The organism is Duganella guangzhouensis (assembly GCF_009674535.1).
Classification (GTDB): Bacteria; Pseudomonadota; Gammaproteobacteria; order Burkholderiales; family Burkholderiaceae_D; genus Rugamonas; species Rugamonas guangzhouensis.
In genome coordinates, this window is the sequence record NZ_WKJK01000009.1 from 230,001 (window position 1) to 246,994 (window position 16,994).

The window sequence follows — 16,994 nt, forward strand, 5'->3', positions numbered from 1 at the left end:
GCTTCACCAGCCGTGACCAGCTGCGTAATGCCGCGTCTGGAACGGCAGGATGTCGCCCATGAAGGCTTTTAAATCGTAGCTAGCCCCCCACGCAATTGCACGCGGATCAAGGCAATTTTCAGACGGCATTGGACAGGCAGGCTTGTATGGGGCAACGGCATCGATCAACGCCAACTTGCGTTCTTTGGTCAGGACATTGAAGCGAGCCAGGCAATCAAACAAGTAACCCACATCGTTACGGAATGGTCCGTTGACAGCACTGAGGTCTGGTATCAAATCGTAATACCAAACGCTTTTGGCGATGTGAATGACATCCTCAGGATCTGCATACCCGAGCCCGTCTCGTGCTATCCGATTCAGCATATCAGTCACCGAAATCATCATCACCCCTTTCCTGATAACGCCACTTCAAGTGGGCAATTGCCCCTGCCAGATCTGGCCCAACGTAATACTGCGAGGACTCCATTGCAAGCCGTTCGAACTCGGCCCAACAAGCACCGGGTTGTTTAAGCAGGAGCAGAATGTCGTCGATATCAACTGTTGAAAATCTACCCAGCTTGGATATTGCCAAATCCAGAGGACTCGGCAGCCATACGGTCAGTGGCACCGTGTTTCTTTGACCTAGTTCCAATTGCACCGCACGATCTTGATAGTCCACGTGCAACGGGCACAAGGTCGTGGTGAAACGCGGGTCTAAGTCCAATAAGAACGGTCCCAATCCCGGGTGCTCAAAGTCAATAGGACGCAGACGGGAAAGGGCGAGTAAGACGTCTTCTCGATGTATAAGATTGTAGTCAAATTCAGCATCGATATCGACACTCAAACGACTATTCACGTACATATGCACCGCGCAGCCACCGAACAGATACGCGCGCACCGTCCCCTCAGGCAGGTTGGCCTCAGCCAGAAGATTCCCCAAGTTGCCAAACAGGTCAAGTACGGTTTGCCCCAATGTTTTCCGGTTCCCCATATGCCCCTCACGCAAATAAACTGAATGTGAGGAGATTGTGTGGAATGCTCAACCTTGGGGTGCTGATCTACCTCATACCGGCGCTAGTGTGGTGTCGATGCGCAGACCGGGTTTAAGGGTCAGTGTGACCGGGGTTTTCTCGGCGATTTCGGCCATGCGGTTGCGCTGCTCGTCGCTGAGCGTGCCGTTGATGGTGAGCGTGCGCCTTACCAGCATGGCGTCGTCGTCTCCGTGCGTCAGATGCAGCCCGACCTCGACCGCGTCCACCGGCCACTGCTTGCGGTCGGCATACATGCGCAGCGTGATCGCGGTGCACGCGCCCAGCCCTGCCAGCAACAATTCGTAGGGACCAGGACCTGCGTCCTGGCCACCATTGCGCACCGGTTCATCGGCCATCAGCGCGTGGCCGCCGACCTCGATGCGGGTGCTGTAATTATCCTTGCCAATCTGCGCGCAAGCCCTTGCCATATCACATTCTCCTTGTATGTAAAGCTCAGGTAAAGAAGCGTTAACCACGCTATTTTGCCATTTTCCCACTGGTACAATGGCAACCTCACCACCTAATACTGACCATGCAAAAAATTCTGCTCACCTGCTGCCTGACCGGCAGCGCGATTTTGCCAGCTTACGCCCAAACCACCACCTCCGACCAGCCAGCCGCCAAGCCAGCCACTTCGACGAGCACCACCTCGGCCACCACCAAGGCCAAGGAAGTCGTGCCGCAAGTGACGGTTGCCGCTGAGCGTCCTACCAATCGCATCGACCGCCAGGTCTACGACGTCAAATCCGACATCTCCAGCAGCAACGGCACCGCCGCCGACGCGCTCAACAACGTGCCCTCGGTCAGCGTCGACCCGGACGGCACGGTGTCGCTGCGCGGCAGCACCAATGTGCAAATCATGGTGGACGGCAAACCGTCGGCCATGCTGCAAGGCGATAACCGCGGCCCGGCGCTGCAAGCCATGTCGGCCGAGGACATCGAATCGGTCGAAGTGGTCAACAACCCCGGCGCCGAATTCGGCAACGAAGCCGGCGGCGGCCCGATCCTGAACCTGGTGATGCGCCGCAACCGCAAGCCGGGCGGCACCGCCACCGTCAACAGCAACTACGGCACCGCCGGCCGCTACAACAGCGCGATCAACGGCAGCTACAACGAAGGCGCCTGGGGCTTCCAGGGCAGCGCCAATTTCCGCCATGACGGCCGCAACTCGGTGGCTGAAACCAGCCGCGACACGCTGGACACCAAGAGCGGCGAATTCGTCCACAGCAGCCAGGAGTCGATCGGCAAAGGCTTGAACGACATGGCTGGCCTGAATGGCAGCGTCAGCTACAACGTGGACACCAAAGACACCCTCACCGGCAGCGCCTCCTACCAGGGCCGCACCAACGACCAGATCGGCACCGACCACTACATCAACGGCGCCACCAGCCTGACCTCGGCCAGCGATTACGTGCGCAGCACCGACCGCACCGGCGACAGCAAAAACTTCGCCTGGGGCGGCCGCTACGACCACAAAGGCGAACTGCCGGGCGAAACGCTGAAGATCGACCTGCGCGTGTCGACCTCGCTGAACGACAACATCAGCGACTACTACAACGACTACACGATTCCAGTCACGCCCGACACCCAGGCCAAGCAGCACAACAACTTCAGCACCCGCATCATCGACTTCACCGGCGACTACGAGCGTCCGCTGTGGGGCGGCGTCGCCAAGGCTGGCTACAAAGTGGCCACCAACGACAACACCTCGGACACGCTGTACACCGACATCGATCCAACCACCGGCGTGGCCACCGTCAACACCGGCCGCACCAACAGCTACGCGCTGGACGAAACCGTGTACGCGCTGTACAGCAACTACCAGCTGCGCCTGAACGAACGCTGGACCGCTCTGGCCGGCCTGCGCGCCGAGTACACCGACATGGACATCAAGCAGATCACCGGCGATGTCGAGGCCAAGAACCACTACCTGAACTACATGCCGAGCGCGTTCGCGACCTACAAGCTGACCGCCGATGCCAACCTGCGCTTCTCGTACGCGCGCCGCATCCGCCGTCCGCAAGCGGCCGACCTGAATCCGTACGTGACCTACCGCGACGAATTCAACGTCTCCTCCGGCAACCCGAACCTGAAACCGACCAAGACCGACTCGTTCGAACTGGGTTACGAAACCAAGTTCGGCGGCCTGGAAACCAATCTGCGCGGCTACTACCGCAAGGACACCGACGCCATCGTCGATCAGCGTTACTTCGTCTCGCCGAACGTGCTGCTGACCACCAAGACCAATGGCGAAGGCAGCCACTCCAGCGGCCTGGAATTCACCGTCAGCGGCAAGCTGACCAAGGACCTGACGCTGAACGCCAACGGCAACCTGATGCGCGCACAGCAAAGCTTCTACGACGACAGCAACACGCTGGTATCGCGCACCGCCAACTCGCTGAGCGGCCGCGTGCGCCTGAACTACCAGTACGACGCCGCCGACCAGATCCAGCTGGCACTGCAGGCACGCGGCAAGACCCTGTCCGGCGACGGCTACCGTTCGCCGACCCACTCGGTCAACGTCAGCCTGCGCCACACCGTGACGCCGCAGTTGACGCTGGTGGCCAATGTGACCGACCTGTTCAACACCAACAAGATGGAAACCATCGTCGACAGCTCAACGTTGCGTGAAACCAGCAGCCGCCACTTCGACGGCCGCGTGGTGTATGTCGGCTTCTCCTACCGCTTCGGCGGCGCCAGCTCGTCCAGCCAGAAAGAAGAAGGCGGCTGGAGCGGTCGTCCTGGCGGTCCGGGTGGTCCCGGCGGCCCAGGCGGTGACGGCGGCGGCCCCCCACCAGGCGCCTGACGCTCCCACGCGCCAGTCCTGGCTGTGCTAGACTGGCGCAAGGAGATGGCATTCCTCCTTTAACCGCCCTTGTGGCTGATGATGCCTACATTCATACCTGGCAACAGGGGATGTAGGCACGCGTCCATCGCACTCCCTTGCTTGTCCAGGTCCGTCGTAACCCTGAACTGGAACAAGCATGCTCAATCTACTTCCTTCCGAACCGCGCGCCGCGCTGACCCACCTGCTACGCTGGTCGCTGCTGGCGAGCGCCGTTGCGCTATTGGCCGGCGCGGCCTCCGCACTCTTCCTGTTTCTGCTGCAGCGGGCCACAGCATTGCATGGCCAGCATCCATGGCTGGTGTGGCTGCTGCCGTTGGCTGGCTTTGCGGTCGGCTGGATCTATCTGCGGATTGGCAGCCAGGTCGAAGCCGGCAACAATCTGCTGCTCGATGAAATCCGCGACCCGCGCGCCACCATCCCCTTGCGCATGGCGCCGCTGGTGCTGGGTGCGACGGTGGTCTCGCATCTGTTTGGCGCATCGGTGGGACGCGAGGGAACAGCAGTGCAAATGGGCGGCGCGCTGGCCGACCAGCTGGCGCATCGTCTCGGGTTGGCGGCCGAAGAGCGGCGCCTGCTGCTGATGACCGGCATCAGCGCCGGCTTCGCCTCGGTGTTCGGCACCCCCATGGCGGGTGCCGTGTTCGGACTGGAAGTGCTGAGCATAGGCTGCATCAACTACGCCGCCATGCTGCCCTGTTTGATCGCGGCGCTGCTGGCCGATCAAACCGGTCTGCTACTCGGCATCCATCACACGCATTATGCGGTGGCGTGGATTCCGCCGCTGAGCGCGTGGACCATCTGCGCCACCATGATTGCTGGCGTGCTGTTCGGCCTGACCGCGATGCTGTTCGCGCGCGCCACGCACGCCGCCGGCGCCGCGATGAAACGCTGGATCGCCTATCCGCCGCTGCGCCCCTTGTGCGGCGGCCTGCTGATCGCCCTCGCCGCTTACTGTCTGCCAGTGCAGGCATATTTAGGACTGGGCCTGCCGACCATCATGGCGGCCTTCCAGCAAATGCTGCCGCCGTGGGATTTTTTCGGCAAGATGATCTTCACCATCCTGTCGCTCGGCAGTGGCTTCAAAGGCGGTGAAGTCACGCCGCTGTTCTACATCGGCGCGACGCTGGGCAATGCGCTGGCACCTGTGCTGCACCTGCCCTTCTCGTTCCTGGCCGGACTGGGATTTGTCGCCGTATTTGCCGGCGCCGCCAACACACCGCTGGCATCCGCGCTGATGGCAATGGAATTGTTCGGCGCCGAAATCGGCATCTACGCGCTGCTGGCTTGCGTGGTCAGCTACGCCTGCTCCGGCCACACCGGTATCTACCGTGCGCAGCGCGTCGGCCAAGCCAAATTTTCTACTTGATGCAGGCGGAACAACGCGATATGACGATCAGCTCTTGCAACGGGCTATAGCCCTCGTGGCCGGCCGCCGCCACCAACTGGTTGGCCAGCGCCGGTTCGGCCACCTTGCGCCGCCTTCCGCACACATCGCATTCGAAGTAGCAGTTGCGCTTGCGTTCCGGTCCGCTGCGGATCTGGTAACAGGAATGGGTGCCGAGCGCGGTGTGGTGCCACTCCCGCTCCACCAGCGCATGCTGCTCCAGTTCCTTCAGTATGCGATACACCGTGGCCAGGCTGGCATCGCCGCCGTTGGCCAGCAAGGCGCGCTGCACCGACGCCGCGTCCACCGGCGCGCCAGCACAGGCCAGCACCTGCACCACCGCCATCCGCGCCACGGTCATGCGCAGTGAAGTTTTGCGCAACCACGCCTGCACTTGCAGTGTTACCGCGTCATCGCGCACTTCAGGGGATAGAGTCAACATCGCTGGGGTTCCTTTCTCTTCTTTGCCAAGCATGCCAACACAAAAGGGAACCCTGTAAAACAAAAAGCCCGCTGGGTAGCGGGCTGGAAGGCTTAGTACTTGAAGTTGGCAGTCAGCGTGCCGCTGCGGCCAGCCGCCACGCCGGCATAGTGCGGCGACGACACCTTATCGAAGTAGAACTTGTTGTTCAGGTTCTGGATATTCAACTGCAGCGTAATGTGCTTGTTGACGTCATAGCTGGCCATCGCATCGTAACGGCTGTAGCCCGGCGCGTACTTGGTGTTGTTGACGTTGGCGTACACGCGCGACATCGAGCTGACGCCACCACCCACCGTCAAGTTGGACAGCAGCTTGTACGAAGTCCACAGCGACGCACTGTTCTTCGGCGTGGTCGGGAACATATTGCCGTTGTATGGCGAGGCGGTGTAGATCGGCGCCGCCGTGGTACCCACGTTCACATAGCCGTTATCGGCCACACGCGCATCCAGATAGGTATAGCCACCGAACACTTGCCATTCCTTGGTGATGTTGCCGCTGGCGCCCAGCTCCACACCCTTCACCGTTTTCTTGCCGACGTTTTGCGAGGTGCCGTCAGGCGAGGTCACGCGCGCATTGCTCATATCGCTGCGGAAGATCGCGCCACTCAGTGACAGACGACCGCCCGGCAGCACTTCCCACTTGGTGCCCAGCTCGTAGTTCTTGCTTTCCTGCGGTTTCAGGTTCTGAATCGCAGTGGTCAGCGCATCCAGGCCATCGCCACCGTCATTACCCGGCGGGGTCGACGAGGTGCCGTAAGATACATACACGCTGCTGTTGGTCGATGGCTTGTACACCAGACCGGCCTGATAGTTGGCGAAGTCCGCGTTCACCACGGCATGGGAGGCAGCAGTGGTCACGCCGGACAGCGTGTACTGCGGCACGTCCAGCGCACTGCGATAGTCATCCCAACGCACGCCCAGGTTCAGCAGCCACTGCGGCGAGAACTCCACCGTGTCGAAGGCGTAAGCCGAACGGGTATTGGTGACGATCTTGTTGCGCGCCGGCGAAACGGTCGCGGTGTAAGCCCACGGATCGTATGGGTTCGGATTAACCGTGGTGGTGCAGTTGTACAGCGTGGCAGCGCCGGCGGTCGGGCACGTGGTGCCGCTGGTCAGCGGATTGTTGGTGCCTGGCGTGAAGATATAGCTGCTGCGATCGGTGTCCTCGCGGCTGATCTCGACGCCGGTGGTGTAGCTGTGCTTGATGCCAGCCAGGACCAGGCTACCGGTCAGGCTGGTGGCGTTGGCGGCCGAATCGGTGCTGGTGGTGCGGCTGTTGGCGCGACGCCATACAGTGCCGTACACCACGGTGTTACCCTTGGAGTCATCCGGTTGGGTCCACACATAGTCGTTGCTGGTTTTACCGTAACGCGTTACGTTGCGGAACACGGTGCCATCGGCAAAGTGATGCTGCACGTCGATGGTGCCGATGTCCGACTGCGTTTTGCGGAAATCGCGGTCCACCAGACCGTAGAACGTATCACGCGGGACGCTGATCGGCGTGCCGTTGCCGTTCTTGCTCAGATTGGTGCCGCTGGTGATAGGGTTGTTGAACGGAATGCCGCTATCCGGCAGCTCATCCGACTGCATGTGGTAGTAGCTCAGGTTGACCTGGGTGTTCGAGTGCAGACCAAACGCCACGCTCGGCGCGATACCCCAGCGACTGCCGCCAACCGGGCCACGGCCGGCTACGTCGGCATTATGGTCCATCAGGTTCAGACGCACCGCCACGTCGTCGTTGATCATGCGGTTGACGTCCAGCGTGCCACGACGATACTCGGACGAACCAACGCCAACGCTGCCGTTAATGAAGTTTTCCGCCTTCGGCATCTTGCTGACCAGATTGATGCCGCCACCAGCCGACGAACGGCCACCGTAGGCCGAGTTCGGACCTTTGACCACTTCAATCTGCTCCAGATCGAAGATTTCGCGCGAGCCTGAACCGCTGTCGCGGATGCCATCGATATAGGTATCGGTCTGCGCGTTGTAGCCGCGGATGAACAGATTGTCGCCCACTGGATTGCCGCCCTCGCCGGCGCCGATGGTAATCCCCGGCACCGTGCGCAGCGCGTCGGTCAGCGACACCGCGCCGGTCTGCGAAATTACTTCCGACGGGATCACCGTCACTGATTTAGGCGTATCCAGCAGCGGCGCGGTGAACTTCTGATTGGCCGACTTGGTCACCTGGAAATCGCTGGTGCGGGCACCGTCCACCACCACTTCCGGCAGTTTCTGCGGCTGCTCAGGCGCAGTTTCCGCGTGCAGCGCCAGCGGCATGGCCAGCGAGGCCAGCGCGGCGGCCTGCAGACGGTTCAGTTTGGAACTTGCGTGTTTGCGGCTCTTGATGCCCGCGTTCTTGTCTGTCGATTTCATAATCTTCCATAAGGCAGTTGTTGTCACTGGCTGGCTTGGGCAAAACGGCACCCTGGCTGGCTCTAAAATAGCTTCCATGTCTACCTTGCCAAGCGACAAACGCAAAAGGGAACTGCGAATGCGAATTATTTTTAAGTCGATTCACAACACGGATATCGGCACACATAAAAGTTCGCGATATAGTGCTCGGATCACGTGGACCACAGAGGAGGAAGGCATGTCGTCGAGAACGATTTTCATCCGCGCCATTGCAATAAAGGCACTATTCCTGCTGCTACTCGACTTCAACATCGCCAACGCGGCTGAGCCGGTGGCGGCCCAGGTCGACCAGTACGTAGCATCGCAGATGCAGCGACTGCGCATTCCCGGCATGGCCGTGGCCGTGGTAAAAGATGGCCACATTGCGCTGGTGCGTAGCTATGGCACGGCCAGTGTCGAATTCGGCGTACCGGTGAGTGATGATACGGTGTTCGCCATCAACTCGGTCACCAAGGCGTTTACCGGCGTGGCGGCAATGCGAGAGGTGCAATTGGGCCGGCTCGACCTGGCGGCGCCAGTGGAGCGCTACTTAAACGACCTGCCGCCCAGCTGGCACGGCGTCACCATCCGCCAATTGCTGAGCCACACCTCGGGCCTGCCCGACGTGCTTCGCGCGCCCACAGTGGAAACCGATGAGGCCGCCGCCTGGGACTGGTTGCGAACGCAAGCCCCTTTGTTCGCGCCGGGCACCCGCTTTCATTACTGCCAGACCAACTACATGCTAGTACAGCGCATCATCAATCAGTTGGAGGGACGTGCGCAGGACGCGCCTTTGGCGGAAGAACAAGTGCGCGTGGCCGGCATGACCAGCACCGCCTATGGCGATGCCTACAGCGTCATCCCGCGCAAAGCGCCGACCTACCGCTGGCAATGGACCGGCCCGAAGGTGCACGGCTACCCTGCCCCGACCGCCGCCTCGTCAATGCCAGGTAGTGCGAATCAAACGCTTACAGCCGTCTCCGAGCGCTTCCTGCCCTTCCGCCGCGCCGCCTCCGGGATGAACAGCAGTGCAATCGACATGGCCCGCTGGCTGCTCGCCCTGCAACAAAATAAGCTGCTGAACGACACCACGCTGAACACCATGTGGACGCCGGTTGCCTTCAACAACGGCCACGTCGGCCAATGGGGCATGGGCTGGCAGATCCTGCAACGAGGCAGCCATCGCGCCGTTGGCATGACCGGTGGCGGCCGCGCCGCCTTCTACCTCTACCCTGAAGACAAGGTTGGCATCGTCATTCTCACCAATCTGACCGGCAGCTACCCGGAAGACATGATCGACAAACTCGCCGCCCTCTATATCCCCGACCTACCGCTGAGCGGCGTACCCGGCCTACGCGTCGCGCTGGAAGCACGCGGCTACGACCAGGCCAACCAGGCCGCCACCGATATCGAACACCGCTATCCCGACCAGCCATGGCAGGAAGACGAACTGAACGACTGGGGCTACCGTCTGCTGGCGGCGGGTCGTCCGGCTGACGCACTGGCAGTACTCAAACTGACCGCCGAACGCTTCCCCGCGAGCTACAACGCCCAAGATAGCCTAGGCGAAGCCCTGGCCGTCAATGGTCAGCGCGAAGCGGCAAAGCGCGCCTATCAACGCGTGCTGGAACTTCATCCGGGCGACGCCAACGCCCTCAAGCAGTTGGAGTCGCTGTAACGCTGCCACCTTCGGAAGTGTTGCAGGGGATGCTTCAGCCCAATCGTGACAAAGCGTGAACTTTTCAAGGTAGCAAGATGATATCCTATTGGAAATAGGCCGAATACGGCCAAGAGCAGACCTTCAAACATGTGAGGTTTAATCGTAGATGAGTTTTGACAAAGTACGCGAAATCCTACACTTGAACGACGGCTCGCTACCTGACATCAATTTTGATTTTGGGCAGGAGCGCGTTGTCGGTGATGCATACGCGCTCATTCAAGGCCGAGCGACTCATCTAGCTTCGGAAAATGCATACTACTGGTCAAAAAGTCGAAGCGTGGAGTCTCCAATTCGATTTAGCGAAAACCCGGCGCTCGCTTTCTTGGATGGGGATGCGGAGGCATTTCATGTCGTGTTCAGCGGTCTGCGATCGACGGCTGGGGCGCGGATTCCTGATCTGGGTGTATTCGTGCTGGACGTAGGTTTCATCGCTCTCGATTATAGGATGGGGCTGGAATGGGATGAGCCCGCAATAGTCGGATTGTTTGAAGTAATGCGGGATCTAAAGGCGCTCTCTGATGCGGTCAAGATTTCTCACGTTGGCAACATCTTTGAGTCTGACGAAGGCATACTACTAACCGAATTCAAGAACTGGTTGGACGCTGACAATTCGCAAGGAAGTGTCGTTAGGTTTGGCAATCACCTATGATCTGTGAGTCTAGGTACGGCCAATACCTGACATTCAATGGACGCACCTTATAGAATGCTATATCTGAAGAGATTCAAACTGTGGATTGTGATCGCGCTAGCGACTATCGCCGTTGTTGGGTCCTATTTCAGTTTTAAGGCATATGAACGTGATTGGTATAGGCAGAAGATTCCGCCTGAAATTTTGACCGGTGATGCTGTGTTGATCGATGGCGAGTCGGGTTTCAGAGAGGGGTGCGGCGTTGCGATTTTTAAGTTGGCCGATGAGACGAAGTCGAAGATCGCCGCGCATGGGATGATTGCACTAGATTCTGAATCGAGTCATGGTCAGAGTGCATGGACACAGACCCCATACATAATCACTGGAGACGGCCTCACCCTTGAGGACAGATGGATGGCGGGAACTGGATGTGCGCGAATGGACGTCGAATTATCGAAAACACTTTCTGATGCATTGGTCAAGCCTGGGGCATTTGTTAAAAAGCTTCATGAGTCTGCTGTAATCGTCATTCCCACGGCCGGCATTGTTGCTTTAGTGTACGTCGGATGAGGCCGGCGGCTACCGGCCAGAAGCAATGGGATGGACTCCTCCTCACCACTAAGCGCCTCAGCGCCTAAACTGAAGTTTCGACACAAACAGTTTAGAGAAGGAGTCCACCATGAAGATTATCCGCGTCGGCGTCGATCTCGCCAAGAATGTCTTTCAAGTACATGCTGTTGATCGTTGCGAAAAGGTCGTGTGGCGCAAAAAGCTGGGGCGTGCCGAGTGGCTTACGGCATTACTAGAGAAAATTGAGCCAGGTTGTGTAGTGGGCATGGAAGCTTGCGGCGGTGCGCATCACTGGGCCCGGCAATTACAGAAGCGCGGATTCACGGTGAAGCTTATCGCGCCGCAGTTCGTCAAACCCTACGTGAAGAGTAATAAGAACGACGCAAACGATGCGGAGGCAATTTGCGAGGCGATGAGCCGGCCGAGTATGCGTTTCGTTGCGGTCAAATCGGTCGAGCAGCAGGACCTGCAGGCGATACACCGGATCAGAGCGGAGCTGGTGAGTCAGCGTTCCGCCAAAGGCAACCAGATCCGTGGTCTGTGCAGCGAATTTGGCCTGGTGGCGCCAAGAGAAATGATTCAACTGAGAGCAGCCATTCAGGAAATAGAAATCGCGGCATCGACCGATCCGGTTGCCACCAGGTTGCAGCAGCTGCGCGGCGTCGGCCCGATCATCGCCACAGCGATTGTGGCCAACGTGGGCGACGCGAAGCAGTTCAGCAGCGGCAGGCAGATGGCGGCGTCGCTGGGGCTAACGCCGCAGCAGAACAGTTCAGGTGGCAAGGAGCGATTGTTGGGTATTACGAAACGCGGTGACGCTCAGTTGCGAACGCTGTTGATTCACGGGGCTCGTTCAGTATTACGAACGGCGGCCAGCAAGAATGATCGAATGAGTCGCTGGGTGACGCACATCGCCGAGACGAGGCATCACAACATCGCGGCAGTCGCGCTGGCGAACAAGACGGCGCGCATTGCCTGGGCGATGATAACCAAGGGCACTGATTACCAGCCCGGAACAGTAGTAGTTTAAACAGTAGAACAGTCAGTACGTAAAAAGGAGCATCCAACCACGATTGCGAAACATGCCGATGATGGCCAATAGGTCGAACCGGCGCTGGCAGAACCCGACAACGGCTGCGGCCTTCGAGCCCGAAGAAGCAATTGCGAGCCAGCGCGCGAATAGCCCATTATGGTCCTTGCCCGACAACGGGCAATGCAGTTAGAGACCGAATATACGTGAGCAGTCGTACCTGAAAGTCAAAGACGGAATGTTTGCAAACGAGGAGGAGTCCATATACAGACCCTCGCGAGAAGAGCATGAAGAACAACGAGAAAACAGTCAAAGCTTGGCAGACAAAAATTCTTATCGATTGCGAACGCATTTTGCAACGGCAATTGACTGATGCCGAATCAAGCTTCGTACGTAGTCGTGAAGGTTTTTTGGCGCTTGAAATGATTGAAGATACCGTATCTCAAATGGATACTGTGGAGCTAACTGCGTACTTGAATTCCGGTCACTGCGGCTAACGGCCAAAAGCCGACGGAGGCGATATGGTTGAAGGAAAATATGAACAGCAATCAGCAAGTCAGTGAAGCGCTTGAGCAGTTCTCAGACTGGGCTATGCCATGGGCTTATGTTCGTGAAACGTTAGCTGCAAAAGGGCTTACGGTAAAAAATGCTGCTCTTGTTGAGGAAGTTTGGCGGGAGGCCAACTCTTCTACTCATTGGATGCAGCCGAGCTTTGAGAGTGGCACAGGATTAGCTTGCGCCGCATTGAAGACAAAGTATTCTTGGCTAAGTGAATTGGCGATTAATAATGTGGTACGTGGTGCTTCCTATATGTGGAAGTAACGCTAACGGCCACAAGCAGACATCATATTGAACTTTATTTTTGAAATCATCGCGATGTGAAGGTATGAATGGAGATTAAATCTCGAGATGGCTGTATTCATCACCCAGGAGGACAGTTCTCCGTGGACCATCCGGTTGTCGATGCATATCAGATTGATGACCGCATTATTGTGCTTTTCGACTATATGGCATTTCCCAAAGGTGAGTCGGCTCGAAATCTGTTCGCATATTCACTCGATGGAAATGTGCTTTGGCGTGCTGATGACATTGGCTGTGGCACTATTGATGCATATACGAACATCATCTCTACGACACCACTCGTAGTTGGAAATTTTGCTGGTTTCGTATGCTCGGTAGATGTTTCTTCCGGCAAAGTCCAAGCAACCTGTTTCACGAAATAGATTTTTATAGTTGGCCTATCGTGGCTGAGATCGGCCAGCAGCGGACATTCATGGTTGCCAAGCTGGAGTACAAAAAAAATATGATGAAAATTGATAATCCCACCGTCATTGCGACACATGATTTCATCTGGTATAAAAATGATGGTACTACAGTTCCTATGCAAATTATGATTGGTGCGCCATACAGGCAGGATACGGACTGGGCATGTCCTTGTGCAATATTTGGCTTTGAGGGACGTTATGCTGACATCATGGGAATTAGCTCAATTCAAGCGCTGTCGTTGGCAATCAGTTTAGTCAAAGAGCGACTTAGATGGATGATTGAAACGGGCGAAGTGTTAGACCTTTCACAGGATGGAAAGCACATCGGTGCAGAATTTATTGAATCGCTTTTTGGAGGTCGCTGACGGCCAATAGCTGCCGTTCGGAAATATTCTCTTAGGAATTACAATAATGAAAACTTCTGATATGGTTAGTCGAACTCAGATTACAGCGGCTGGAAATACGCTTGCACCAGCTTTGAGCATTTTGCGTAAGCTTGGCTATACCGTGACAAGAGAAACATCCAATGAAAGACTGTATGTCGCAGAAAATTCAATAAGTGTTTTCAGAGCTGATGACCCGCTGACCTTGCTTGGTTTGGTCAAAATTTACGAAATCCGGGGTATTGAGTGGCAGCCAAACGATGAGGAAGTCAACTCGCTTCTATTACTCGAAAGCGACCTGGGATCGTAGACTGTAGACGGCCAAGAGCCGCCATTCAATTTTTGAGAAATCAAGCGAGTAAAATGCAAGATAGATACAACGGTTGGGCTATAGATTTTACGAAAAATGTTCACATGTACACCCATAGTCTCAAGGCGGAAAAGAGCGGTGAAATCTTTGATGTGCCATGCGAAGATACGCCATTTGGCTATGTTGGGATTTGGCCTTTGGGATTACATTTGGATGCCCCGCTATTACAGGATCTGCTGCGAGGACTGGGTGATTGGGCAGAGCAAGCGAATATGCCTTATAGGCTCTACAGTACAGGGACCGATTACCAGACCAATGGTCGATGATAGCCAACATGCAGGCCTATGCACTTGATAAGGACGGCGTAAGTCGGCCAAAAGCCGCCCCTCGACTCTGTTCTGCCGAGCCTGACAAATGGCCGACCGATGTTATTCCAAAGTTACCATGTTATATTGGCAATTTCCGACATATAAAGTTATTTTCTAGAGGGGTATCGATGAGTGTCTTTCGAGAGAGGCCAGCTTTCTATTACACCGCAGTGGGTTTGCTGGTGACTTACATTATTTTGACTCTGATCTCTTTGGTTTCTCATCGTGATGTTAGTGGCGCAGACCAATTTTTTTACCTGAAGCACATCGGGATGATCTTTTTGAACATCTATTTCCTTTCCTCTAAGAATCGCTTTCTCAACTACCTTGCGTTAGTGTGGCTCATCGTTTTGCCGTTTGAGCGATATGTCGAGATCTATAGTTTGGTTTCGTCCGGCAGCGCTAGCCTTTGGGATCTGATCGCCAACATTGACGAACTACGAATCGTTGTTTTGATGGTCGTAGTTTTAGTTTTGGTATCGAAACTCGCTGTAGATCGCTATGTAAATCCGAAGGTCATCGCTGAGTAAAAGATCGATGTAAAATCACAACGGTCCGCAAAGGGGCTGCTACCTCAGACAGGCTGCCGACGGCACACGGCCAGCAGCGGACGGACGAAAGATAAGGAAAGCGCGTCGGATAGAATCAGGTATGGTAAAAATAAATTCAATAGGAACTATCGTAAATTCTGAACATCCAGCTCATCAGATTCGGGTCGAGTATGACGCGGAAAAGACTGGCGGCTATTTTATCTTTGAATGGTGGGCCGGTAGCGATGGAACAAACCCAAACAGAGCTTTCGACTCGTGGCTAGTCACTTTGAACGGTGTGTATCAGTTCATTGCCGAGTCTGGATGGAACATACATTGGCAATAAAATGTAAGACGGGAACCGGCCAATAAGAGACATTGATGATGAAATCTGTTTTGTGCCTCCCCGTGCGTGGTGTGGGACGTATCGTAAGACAGTCTGGAGGATTACATCGATACGGGCAGGTTGTCTTGATAGTCGAATCGGCGCCAGCAGAACTGTCGTTCTCTTGGGAGGTCACTGCTCGACAAATACCTGAGTTGTTCAAAGATGCCGTGTATAGAGGAGTGTCTAGGTCATTCGAGCCAGGTGCAATGTTCGGCTCCTATGTGTCAGATGGACTTAGAGTTCGGATAATTGATGGTTCATATCACGAACAGGATTCAAATGAAGGAAGTTTCGAAATCGCGGCAACATTAGCTTTGAAAGATGCGCTATACATGGAAGATTAAAAATCATTGGGGAAATTTCCGCATTCTTCAATGGTTGCAACCGGCCAATAGCAATGGGATGGACTCCTTCTCACCTGTCGGCGTCTAGGCGCCTAAACTGGGAGTTACCACACAACCAGTTAAGAGAAGGAGTCCACGATGAAGATTATCCGCGTCGGCGTCGATCTGGCCAAGAATGTCTTTCAGGTGCATGGGGTGGATCGTTGCGAAAAGGTCGTCTGGCGTAAAAAACTAAGCCGTGCAGAATGGCTGTCGGCGCTGCTGGAGAAGATAGAGCCAGGCTGCGAGATTGGTATGGAAGCTTGTGGCGGTGCACACCATTGGGCGCGGCAATTGCAGAAACGCGGCTTCACCGTGAAGCTGATTGCGCCTCAGTTCGTGAAGCCGTACGTGAAGAGCAACAAGAATGATGCCAACGACGCGGAAGCGATCTGCGAAGCGATGAGCCGGCCGAGTATGCGCTATGTCGCTGTTAAGTCAGTCGAGCAGCAGGACTTGCAGGCGATCCACCGGATCAGGGCGGAGCTGGTGAGTCAACGCTCCGCCAAGGGTAATCAGATCCGCGGGCTGTGCAGCGAATATGGTTTGGTGGCGCCGAGAGAAATGATCCAGCTGCGCGCCGCCATTCCGCTGTGGCTGGAGGATCTGGAGAATGGGTTGACGCAACGTTTCCGGCGTATGCTGCGTGGCCTGTGGCTCGATCTACTGAACCTGGAACTGCGGGTCAAGGAACTGGATCAGGAGATAGAAATCGCGGCATCAACCGATCCGGTCGCTAGCCGGTTGCAGCAATTACGCGGAGTGGGACCGATCATCGCGACCGCGATTGTAGCCAACGTCGGCGACGCCAAGCAGTTCAGCAGTGGCAGAGCAATGGCGGCATCGCTGGGGCTGACGCCACGGCAAAACAGCTCTGGCGGAAAAGAGCGATTGCTTGGCATTACGAAACGGGGTGATGCGCAGTTGCGAACGTTGTTGATTCACGGGGCACGTTCAGTTTTGCGAACGGCGGCCAGCAAGAATGATCGGATGAGCCGATGGGTAACGCACATCGCTGAGACGAGGCACCACAACATCGCGGCGGTCGCGCTTGCCAACAAGACGGCGCGTATCGCCTGGGCGATGATCACCAAGGGCACCGACTACCAACCAGGGCTGGTGGTGATTTAAGCGGTGCATTAACGAGTAGGTAAAAAGGAGCATCCAACCACGATTGCGAAACATGCCGATGATGGCCAACAGGTCGAACCGGCGCTGGCAGAACCCGAGAGTGTCTGTGGCTTTCGAGCCCGAAATAGCGATAGGGAGCCAGCGCGCGAATAGCCCATTATGGTCCTTGCCCGAA

General features: G+C 56.5%; 20 protein-coding genes and 1 riboswitch. Of the genes, 15 read left to right on the forward strand and 5 right to left on the reverse strand.

The features are described from left to right. Positions 1 to 3: 3 nt before the first annotated feature. The 3 genes from GJ699_RS18600 to GJ699_RS18610 all read right to left on the reverse strand — a co-directional run bounded on the left by GJ699_RS18600 (position 4) and on the right by GJ699_RS18610 (position 1,438). Positions 4 to 384, reverse strand: a complete 381-nt coding sequence (locus GJ699_RS18600) for a hypothetical protein (RefSeq protein ID WP_154378968.1) — start codon at positions 382 to 384, stop codon at positions 4 to 6. Further along, entirely contained in the window at positions 365 to 970 is a 606-nt protein-coding gene (locus GJ699_RS18605) for a DUF6036 family nucleotidyltransferase (RefSeq protein WP_154378970.1), read from the reverse strand. Before GJ699_RS18605 ends, GJ699_RS18600 begins: the two co-directional genes overlap by 20 nt. A 72-nt stretch (positions 971 to 1,042) precedes the next feature. After that, the gene (locus GJ699_RS18610; RefSeq protein WP_154378971.1) at positions 1,043 to 1,438 is read right to left on the reverse strand and encodes an OsmC family protein; all 396 of its coding nucleotides are present in this window, start codon (positions 1,436 to 1,438) and stop codon (positions 1,043 to 1,045) included. Positions 1,439 to 1,542: 104 nt separating this feature from the next. On the opposite strand from GJ699_RS18610, the gene GJ699_RS18615 reads away from it, so the two are divergent. Together GJ699_RS18615 and GJ699_RS18620 are read left to right on the forward strand one after the other, a co-directional pair. Continuing rightward, a complete protein-coding gene (locus tag GJ699_RS18615; protein WP_154378973.1) occupies positions 1,543 to 3,816 on the forward strand; it encodes an outer membrane beta-barrel family protein in 2,274 nt (757 codons plus the stop codon). A 32-nt stretch (positions 3,817 to 3,848) separates the two neighbouring features. Beyond that, positions 3,849 to 3,911, forward strand: a riboswitch (Fluoride riboswitch). Positions 3,912 to 3,994: 83 nt separating this feature from the next. Next, complete coding sequence (locus tag GJ699_RS18620; protein ID WP_154378975.1) at positions 3,995 to 5,224, forward strand: voltage-gated chloride channel family protein; 1,230 nt, start codon at positions 3,995 to 3,997, stop codon at positions 5,222 to 5,224. Here the strand turns inward: GJ699_RS18620 and GJ699_RS18625 are convergent. Next, a complete protein-coding gene (locus GJ699_RS18625; protein WP_195763580.1) occupies positions 5,217 to 5,684 on the reverse strand; it encodes a Fur family transcriptional regulator in 468 nt (155 codons plus the stop codon). The two genes, GJ699_RS18620 and GJ699_RS18625, sit on opposite strands and share 8 nt — an antisense overlap. Positions 5,685 to 5,776: 92 nt before the next feature. After that, complete coding sequence (locus tag GJ699_RS18630) at positions 5,777 to 8,095, reverse strand: TonB-dependent receptor (RefSeq protein WP_154378980.1); 2,319 nt, start codon at positions 8,093 to 8,095, stop codon at positions 5,777 to 5,779. A gap of 217 nt (positions 8,096 to 8,312) precedes the next feature. Between GJ699_RS18630 and GJ699_RS18635 the strand changes: the two genes are divergently transcribed. From GJ699_RS18635 to GJ699_RS18695, 13 genes are all read left to right on the forward strand, one after another. Beyond that, entirely contained in the window at positions 8,313 to 9,791 is a 1,479-nt protein-coding gene (locus tag GJ699_RS18635) for a serine hydrolase domain-containing protein (RefSeq protein ID WP_154378982.1), read from the forward strand. 148 nt (positions 9,792 to 9,939) lie between these two features. After that, positions 9,940 to 10,482: a hypothetical protein gene (locus GJ699_RS18640; protein ID WP_154378984.1), complete on the forward strand. Its 543-nt coding sequence runs from the start codon at positions 9,940 to 9,942 to the stop codon at positions 10,480 to 10,482. Between the two features lie 36 nt (positions 10,483 to 10,518). Beyond that, entirely contained in the window at positions 10,519 to 11,031 is a 513-nt protein-coding gene (locus GJ699_RS18645; RefSeq protein WP_154378986.1) for a hypothetical protein, read from the forward strand. 109 nt (positions 11,032 to 11,140) lie between these two features. After that, positions 11,141 to 12,061, forward strand: coding sequence for an IS110 family RNA-guided transposase (locus GJ699_RS18650; protein ID WP_154378988.1), 921 nt, complete (start codon positions 11,141 to 11,143; stop codon positions 12,059 to 12,061). A 287-nt stretch (positions 12,062 to 12,348) separates the two neighbouring features. After that, complete coding sequence (locus GJ699_RS18655; protein WP_154378990.1) at positions 12,349 to 12,558, forward strand: hypothetical protein; 210 nt, start codon at positions 12,349 to 12,351, stop codon at positions 12,556 to 12,558. Positions 12,559 to 12,598: 40 nt separating this feature from the next. After that, on the forward strand, positions 12,599 to 12,883 hold the full coding sequence (locus GJ699_RS18660; protein WP_154378992.1) for a hypothetical protein: 285 nt from the start codon (positions 12,599 to 12,601) through the stop codon (positions 12,881 to 12,883). 68 nt (positions 12,884 to 12,951) lie between these two features. Beyond that, entirely contained in the window at positions 12,952 to 13,284 is a 333-nt protein-coding gene (locus GJ699_RS18665; protein ID WP_154378994.1) for a DUF7957 family protein, read from the forward strand. A gap of 50 nt (positions 13,285 to 13,334) precedes the next feature. Next, a complete protein-coding gene (locus tag GJ699_RS18670) occupies positions 13,335 to 13,691 on the forward strand; it encodes a DUF6968 family protein (RefSeq protein ID WP_154378996.1) in 357 nt (118 codons plus the stop codon). 46 nt (positions 13,692 to 13,737) lie between these two features. Beyond that, positions 13,738 to 14,019, forward strand: a complete 282-nt coding sequence (locus GJ699_RS18675) for a hypothetical protein (RefSeq protein ID WP_154378998.1) — start codon at positions 13,738 to 13,740, stop codon at positions 14,017 to 14,019. A gap of 53 nt (positions 14,020 to 14,072) precedes the next feature. Then, a complete protein-coding gene (locus tag GJ699_RS18680; protein WP_154379000.1) occupies positions 14,073 to 14,345 on the forward strand; it encodes a hypothetical protein in 273 nt (90 codons plus the stop codon). Positions 14,346 to 14,353: 8 nt separating this feature from the next. Continuing rightward, positions 14,354 to 14,917 carry a hypothetical protein gene (locus GJ699_RS18685; RefSeq protein ID WP_154379002.1) on the forward strand — a complete coding sequence of 188 codons (564 nt, stop codon included), beginning with the start codon at positions 14,354 to 14,356 and terminating at the stop codon, positions 14,915 to 14,917. A gap of 381 nt (positions 14,918 to 15,298) precedes the next feature. Continuing rightward, the gene (locus GJ699_RS18690) at positions 15,299 to 15,649 is read left to right on the forward strand and encodes a hypothetical protein (protein ID WP_154379004.1); all 351 of its coding nucleotides are present in this window, start codon (positions 15,299 to 15,301) and stop codon (positions 15,647 to 15,649) included. A gap of 138 nt (positions 15,650 to 15,787) precedes the next feature. Next, positions 15,788 to 16,819: an IS110 family RNA-guided transposase gene (locus GJ699_RS18695; RefSeq protein ID WP_154379006.1), complete on the forward strand. Its 1,032-nt coding sequence runs from the start codon at positions 15,788 to 15,790 to the stop codon at positions 16,817 to 16,819. Positions 16,820 to 16,994 lie beyond the last annotated feature (175 nt).